7 protein-coding genes are annotated in these 7250 nt (G+C 69.0%); 3 read left to right on the forward strand and 4 right to left on the reverse strand.

Translation table 11 applies throughout. The annotated features are described in order from the left end of the window. Positions 1–766 precede the first annotated feature (766 nt). Positions 767–1282, reverse strand: a complete 516-nt coding sequence (locus ABT300_RS39340) for a hypothetical protein (RefSeq protein ID WP_351686577.1) — start codon at positions 1280–1282, stop codon at positions 767–769. Positions 1283–1401: 119 nt separating this feature from the next. On the opposite strand from ABT300_RS39340, the gene ABT300_RS39345 reads away from it, so the two are divergent. The 3 genes from ABT300_RS39345 to ABT300_RS39355 all read left to right on the forward strand — a co-directional run bounded on the left by ABT300_RS39345 (position 1402) and on the right by ABT300_RS39355 (position 3645). Further along, positions 1402–2201, forward strand: a protein-coding gene (locus ABT300_RS39345; RefSeq protein WP_351686591.1) for an IS5 family transposase whose coding sequence is annotated in 2 segments (ribosomal slippage) — positions 1402–1741 and positions 1741–2201 — 801 coding nt in all. Because the reading frame shifts where the segments join, the coding sequence is not laid out codon by codon here. Between the two features lie 223 nt (positions 2202–2424). After that, the gene (locus ABT300_RS39350; RefSeq protein WP_351686579.1) at positions 2425–3186 is read left to right on the forward strand and encodes an isocitrate lyase/PEP mutase family protein; all 762 of its coding nucleotides are present in this window, start codon (positions 2425–2427) and stop codon (positions 3184–3186) included. A gap of 66 nt (positions 3187–3252) precedes the next feature. Then, positions 3253–3645 carry an Imm7 family immunity protein gene (locus ABT300_RS39355; protein ID WP_351686582.1) on the forward strand — a complete coding sequence of 131 codons (393 nt, stop codon included), beginning with the start codon at positions 3253–3255 and terminating at the stop codon, positions 3643–3645. 341 nt (positions 3646–3986) lie between these two features. Here ABT300_RS39355 and ABT300_RS39360 read toward each other — a convergent pair whose 3' ends face one another. From ABT300_RS39360 to ABT300_RS39370, 3 genes are all read right to left on the reverse strand, one after another. Next, positions 3987–6227 carry a molybdopterin-dependent oxidoreductase gene (locus ABT300_RS39360; protein WP_351686585.1) on the reverse strand — a complete coding sequence of 747 codons (2241 nt, stop codon included), beginning with the start codon at positions 6225–6227 and terminating at the stop codon, positions 3987–3989. Positions 6228–6317: 90 nt separating this feature from the next. After that, positions 6318–6989, reverse strand: coding sequence for an enoyl-CoA hydratase-related protein (locus ABT300_RS39365; RefSeq protein WP_351686588.1), 672 nt, complete (start codon positions 6987–6989; stop codon positions 6318–6320). Positions 6990–7023: 34 nt separating this feature from the next. Then, positions 7024–7250, reverse strand: a 227-nt coding sequence (locus ABT300_RS39370) for an LmrA/YxaF family transcription factor (protein WP_502978089.1), incomplete at its 5' end; no start/stop codon positions are given.

Here is a 7250-nt window from a genome sequence, read left to right on the forward strand (position 1 = left end):
CCGTCGCTCACCTGGCAAGTGCGGACGGCTCGTACATCACCGGAGCCTCGATCCATGTCGACGGCGGCTTCACCGCCTGACACGCGAACTCGACTTCGCGACGACGCTGACGCCCAGCCCGCAAAAGGGACGGCCACCGCGTGACCATCGGGAGTCGTTCGGACTCCTGAAGATCGTGCGGCGGCCGGCCACAGCCCAGACCTGCCCGCCGACAGGCGATGCTCGACCAGGTCACGGCCCGGAGCGCGGGCAGGTGCGGACGAGTCGAGTCGCGGGCCGCGGCCTGCGCTCACCTGCACGGGCTGTCGTCGGGAATCGAACGGAGAGACTGCCGGCAGCTGGCCGAACAGGCGGACCCTGCGCGGCCCGGAAGATGATCCGGACCGCGCCGGATGCCGGGATCACCGTCCCCTGGGCAACCAGCGACGGAGCCTACGGGCAAGAACCCCAACTGCGCGACGCCCTTGAAACACGCGGCATCGGCCACGTCCTGACCGTCGCCTGCTTGACCCGGGCGAGAATCGACCACGGCCGCGCCCTCGCACGCGCGGACACCATCGCCAGCCGCCTGGCGGCGGCACAGCACCGCAAACCGCGCGAAAGGGCCGCGCTACTGCCACTGAGCGTCCGCCGCCCTGCACCCATCCCGCCCCCGCACTCGCTACGACGAGCGCCGGACTCGCGGAAAAACCCACCCGCAGGCTCTTCTCCGCCTCACCCGCCACCGCGTCAGCGTCCCGTTCGCCATGCCCCGCGACGGCGCCTTCTACGAACCCCCGTCCGCAGCGGCGGCCAGTTCAACTCCGAGGGGATCTGCCAGCAGCACCACACGATCGGCACCAGGGTCGAACCCAAGCACCGGCTTCTCCCGGTCTCCTTCTCTGGTCATCAGCACAGCCCTGCCCAGCCGACGCCCGATCGCGCCGAGGAAGCCGCACAAGACGTCCACTCCTTCCTGGCCCTGCAACTCCCGCAGATCGACATCGAAGTCGATCTCTCCGGCCGACATCGGCCAGAAATTCACCTGCACGCCCGCAACAGGCCATACCTTCAGCATGGCCGTGTCCGCATCACTGGGCCGTGACAACACCTCCTGCGCCGAGGGCAAAGGCATGCGAACGCAGCCTTCCGAGTACTCCCACGTCCACCCGCTCGACCTCGCCAGGTCGAACACCGCCTGCCAGTCATCGACCGAGGCCTCGGTCACGGACACATCAGGCAGAGCACCCATCAGGTCAGGGTCGAAGAAGTTCCTGACGTCATCCCACAACAGATCCGGCATGCCGCCATGCTGCCCGTCAGCCCGACCGAACGCAGCCCGATTCCTCCACCAACCCCTATGCAGACCCCCGCTTAAGACGCCATCTCATTTGGATCGGTAGGCTGTCGGTCGTGGTTTCGATCGTTGAGCGGCTGGTGCCGGATGAGTTGTGGGAGCTGTTTCAGCGGGTGGTCCCGAAGGCTCCGTCGCGGCCTCAGGGCGGTGGCCGACGTCGGCACGGTGACCGGGAGGTGCTGGCCGCGATCGTGTTCGTAGCGACGTCGGGCTGCACATGGCAGCAGTTGCCGTCCGCGTCGTTCGGACCGTCGGGAGCGACGGCCCACCGGCGTTTCACCGAGTGGTCGAAGGCCCGGGTGTGGGCCAAGCTCCACCGCCTAGTCCTCGACGAGCTCGGCTCCCGCGGAGAGTTGGACTGGTCCCGCTGTGCGATCGACTCGGTGAACATGCGGGCCCTGAAAAGGGGGACCTGACAGGTCCGAATCCGGTAGACAGGGGCAAGTACGGCTCGAAGATCCACTTGATCATGGAGCGGACCGGTCTGCCCCTGGCCGTCGGAATCTCGGGAGCGAACCTGCACGACAGCCAGGCTCTGATCCCGCTGGTCAAAGGCATGCCTCCGATCCGCTCCCGGCGCGGACGCCGACGACGCAGACCGGGAAAGCTGCACGCCGACAAGGGGTACGACTACAACCACCTGCGGCGATGGTTACGCGGGCGCGGCATCACGCACCGCATCGCCCGCAAGGGCATCGAGTCCTCGACCCGTCTGGGCCGACACCGCTGGACCGTAGAACGCACGATGTCCTGGCTCGCCGGATGCCGCCGACTGCACCGCCGCTACGAACGCAAAGCCGAGCACTTCCTGGCCTTCACCAGCATCGCCTGCACTCTCATCTGCTACCGCCGACTCGCCAAATGAGATGACGTCTCAGTCGGCCAGACCCGCAGATCCGGGCACTCGGCATCCGCCGGGCTGGACAGCAGACCGGCCACGGCGCCGCGCTGCCGGGCTTCCCGGCCCGCCACGGGGCACCATTGCGCGTGCCCCTCGGCGCGACGGCCAGCCGGACCGAGCCGATCCGTCACCCGGCGGCGCGCCGTCGCGCGTTGTCGTGAGGGAGCCGCGGGGTAGCGTCCCCGACATGAACACTCGCGCAACCGTTGAGCGCGCTCAACGCATCAAACAGCTGCACGCCGAGCACAAACCGCTCGTACTGCCGACCGTCTGGGACGTCTGGTCCGCGCGGACGGCAGCCGCCGCCGGATTCCCCGCGCTCACCATCGGCAGCCACCCGCTCGCCGACTCCCGCGGAGCCGCCGACCACGAGGGACAGACCTTCGAGGAAGTGCTCGCCGCCGTCAGGCCCATCATCGCCACCGTCGACGTCCCCGTCTCCGTCGACCTGGAGGCCGGCTACGGACAACAACCCGCCGACCTCATCGCCGGACTCACCGAAGTCGGCGGCGTCGGCCTCAACGTCGAGGACACCGTCCACTCCGACGGCGCACGCATGCGCACCACCCAGGAACACGCACACTACGTCGCCGCACTGCGCGCAGCCGCCGACGACGCCGGCATCCCCGTCTGGATCAACGCACGCACCGACCTCTTCCTCCACACGGAAGACGCCCCCACCGTCCTCGACGAAGCGATCGAGCGACTGCACGCCCTCGAGCAGGCAGGCGCCGACAGCGTCTACCCCGTCGGCATCCAGGACGACGACGACCTGCTGGCCGCGGTGACCGACGCCGTCACCATCCCGGTGAACTCCACGGCACACCCCGCCAAACACGACCTCGACCGCTTCCGCCGCCTCGGCGTCCGCCGCATCACCTACGGCCCACTCCTGCAAAGCGCCCTGACCGACGCGATGAGGGACATGCTCGGGCCCTGGGCGCCCTGAGGCGTGTCCGGCGGATCATGCCGCGATCGGAACCGGTGAAGCAGGTCATCTCACTAAGATCGTGGGATGTTCGAGTACCACGGGTGGATCACCGTCAGGGAGACCGCAGCCGATGACGACGAGCCGCGGCTGCGGCAGATCGTCGACGAGCTCAGCCTTCGCATCGCTCAGACGGACAGCCCGTACCTGCTCGACCTCAGGTGGATGAACGGCCAGCCGTTCATCCACCTGGGCGGCTTCTCCAATCACCGTTCGTCGCCCGACGTCGTCGAACTGTTCGAGCATGTGGCCGCCGTCGCCCCCGGCTCCTACGGACTCCTCCACATCCACGACGACGAAGAACCGGACCACCAGAACGACGTACGCGTACTCAGACTCGCCCGAGGCACGCTCACACAACACACCGAGACATTGCTGTCCCCCTACATCCCCACCGTCGAAGACCCCTCCACAGAGTGATAGCCACCGTTCGTGTGCCGGTGCCGTTGGCAGCGCCGTATGGCTTCTTGGCCGGGACGGCGGAGGCGAAGGTGAGCAGTGGCTCATACTGGTCAGAGGTATGGGTGTAGGTCCGTCCCGTGCGCCAGACTCCGGCCGAGGACGTTGGACTCCTTGTCCGGTGACCCTCGCGCGACGCACTTGTCCGGGTGTCCGGAGGCGTCGCCCGAGGAGCGCCATACGCCGCCCGCTACGACAGACGCGCCCGCCACCGCCAAGCCCTGGTCACCATCGCCCGCCTGACGCCTGCGGCCCCCATGACATTGCGGACACGACCCGGGGTGTTGCTGGAAGGTCTCTCGTCAGATGGGTAGGGGCTCGATGCGGGCGGGGACGTGTTTGTGCCAGGGGGTTCCGGCGATGGGGTCGCGCCAGGTGAGGTCGGTCAGGGTGTTCAGGGCGACGCCGATGCGTTCCGTCGTGCCGTCGGCAGTGGGCAGGTCGAGGCCGAAGCCGTTGGGCAGGGCTGCGTGGCCTGACTGGAGGCGGTCGTCGATCTCGACGACCGCCTGGGCGGTGCCGCGTGCGGTGGTGATCTGTGCGAGGGCGCCGTCGGACAGGCCGAGTTGTTCGGCGTCCTGGGGGCTGATGTGCAGGGTGCCGTTGGTATCGCGTTTGCGCCAGGTGTTGTCGCGGAAGATGGTGTTCGCGGTGAAGGCCCGGCGCTGTCCGGCGACCAGGACGATCGGGTACTCGGCGGTGGTGTGCACGGCGGGAGTGGTGTCCAAGTCGGCGAGGAGGCCGAGGAGTTCGGGGATGGGTAGCGGGATGCGGCGGCCGGGGTGGGGCACGTAGCACCAGGCGTCGTCGTAGTCGTCCTCGGTGAAGGTGATGCCGGAGCGGCCGCTGAGCATCGCGTCGAAGAGGGCGTCAGCGCTCTTGTGCCCGGCCCTGCGCATGCCGGCGGGGTACTCCTTGGCGATGCGCTGCGCGAGCGCCCACAGCACGGCAGCCGAGTCGGCGCCGTCGGGAAGGGTGGGGCCAAGGGTCTGGTGCAGCAGGTACGGAGCCATGGCGAGGGTGCTCTTGTCGACGGCGGCCAGGGCGGCGAAGGCCAGCTTGTAGGGACGCCGCCCCATGCGGGCGGCCGTGCGCAGCAGCGTCAGCTTGCTGCCGCTGACCGTGTTCAGGGCGTGGATGAGGCGGGCGTAGATCTCGGGTTCGGGCAGGGTGCCGGGCAGCGGGTCGAGGACCGGGGCGCGCAGGTGGAAGGGGTTGCGGGGGAATTCGAAGGTGAAGAAGGTCGCCTCCCACTTCTCGAACTGGGAGGCGGCCGGGAGCACGTAGTCGGCCTGGCGGCCGGTCTCGGTCAGGGCTATGTCGATGACGACGACCAGGTCAAGCTTGTCGAGCGCCTTGGCGAAGGCGGCGGAGTCGGCGAGGGAGTGAGCCGGGTTGGACGACTCGATGACCATGGCCCGGAACCGGTCGGGATGGTCGGCGAGGATCTCTTCGGCGATGACGTTGCAGGGCACCAGGCCGCCGGGCATCCGCGCCCCGGTGACAGGGGTGCGGCGGGGCCGTGTGGAGTAGCGGGCCAGCGGGGCGACCCACGAATGCGGCTGCATCGCGCCGGGCTTGGCGAAGTTCCCCGTCAGCAGCCAGATGAGCTTGTTGAGATAGGAGATCAGCGTGCTGTTGGGGCCCTGCTGCACCCCCAGGTCCTCGTACGTCGCCACGCTGGACGCCGTGCCGATCGTGCGGGCCGTGGTGCGCAGCAGATCCTCGTCCAGGCCGCAGGTCCGGGCGCAGTCGGCGACGTCCACGTGCTTGAGCTGTTCCAGCACTGTGTCGGCGCCGGTGGTGCGGGCGGCGAGGAAGGCGTGGTCGACCACGTCCTCTTGGACCAGGGCGCCGAGAAGGCCGGCCAGACACCAGGCGTCGGTGCCCGGGCGCACCTGGAGATGGACGTCGGCCAGGTCGGCGGTCTCCGTGCGCACCGGATCTATGACGATCATGGTGCGGTCGGGGTCCTTGGCGATGTCCTTGAGCACGGTGCGGGCGCGCGGGACGCCGTGGGACTGCCAGGGGTTCTTGCCGATGAAGACGGAGACTTCAGCGTGTTCGAAGTCTCCGGCTGTGTGTCCGCCGGTGAGGTGTGCGTCCACGAAGCCCTCGCCGGTCTTCTCCTGCGCGAGCGGGTTGGAGCGGTAGCGGGCGCCGAGGGCGCGCATCAGGGCGCCGCTGTAGGCGCCGCCGAGGTGGTTGCCCTGCCCGCCGCCGCCGTAGAAGAAGATCGACTTTCCGCCGTGCGTGTGGCGCACGTTCTTCAGCCGGGCGGCGATCTCTGCGATGGCGGTGTCCCAGTCGATCGGAGTGAGAGTGCCGTCCGCCTCTCGGCGCAGCGGGGTCGTCAGCCGGGCGCCGCCGTTTTGGTAGTGGTCCAGACGCAGGGCCTTGTTGCAGGTGTAGCCGGCGGTGGCGACATGTTCCTTGTCGCCGCGGATCTTGGCGAAGCGGCGGCCGTCGGTCTGGATCTGGATGCCGCAGTTGTTCTCGCACAGGATGCAGGCGCTCTTGTGCCAGGCGGTGTCGGCTGTCATCGGCCGTGTCTCCTCGCGCGTGGACGGCTGGGAGCGCGCCCCGAGGGCGGGGCCTGGGGCGCGCGACAGGGGCGGGCAGTCGGACGCTGGTCAGCCGAGCGGGGCGGTGGCATTGCGCAGGGTGACCAGGGCAGGGGCGTACATGCGGGCCTTGATGGTCCCGAGCGTGTCGCCGGCCTTGCTCGCCTGCGCCGCGGCGATCTCGACGGCCGTGGAGCGCACCGCGTCCTCGGCGACCGCCTGGTCGACGATGCCGGCGGTCGCGGCGTCCGCGCCTCCGTAGCGGCGGGCGGTGAGCATCGCGTGGTGGGCGGTCTGAGGGGTGAGCCGGGACTGGATGAGGGCGGCCATGCCGGGGGTGAAGGGGATGTTGATGTCCGCTTCGGGCAGGCACCAGTAGCCGCGGTCGGCGCGCATGACGCGGAAGTCGTGGGCGAGGGAGAACATCGCGCCCGCGGCGAAGGTGTGCCCCTGCAGCGCGGCAACGGTGACGACCGGCAGCGACAGCATCCGCGCGAACAGTTCGTGGACGGAGACGACGTAGTCCTGGTGCTGGTCGGAGTTGGCGAACAGCCATTCAAGGTCGAGCCCGTTGGAGTAGAACTTGCCCGTTGCGGCGGTGACCAGGGCGCGCGGGCCTTCTGTCTTCTCCACCTCGTCGAGAGCGGCGCTCACGGCGGTGATCCAGTCGGGGTGGAAGCGGTTCTCACCGTCTCCGAGATCGAGAACGAAGACATTGTCCTGGCGATCGAGCGAAGGCATGGCAACTCCTTGAGGACTGGGAAGACGACGAGGTCTAGAGGGGTTCGCTGCGGGGGTCGGCATCAGAGCGACGGCCCAGGGCGCAGACGAGCAGATCGTGGATTTCGTCGGAGACCGCCTCGAGCGGAGCGGTGCTCTGCTCGGCCCGGCACATGATCACCGCACCTTCGACCGCGGCGATGATGAAGGCGCCGAGCCTCCGGCCGCGTTCCTCGGCCAGACCGTGGCGGACCAACATCGCCGCGAGCGCCTCCTGCCACC

Origin of the sequence: Streptomyces sp. NPDC001027, from assembly GCF_040299045.1 — a bacterium.
Taxonomy (GTDB): domain Bacteria; phylum Actinomycetota; class Actinomycetes; order Streptomycetales; family Streptomycetaceae; genus Streptomyces.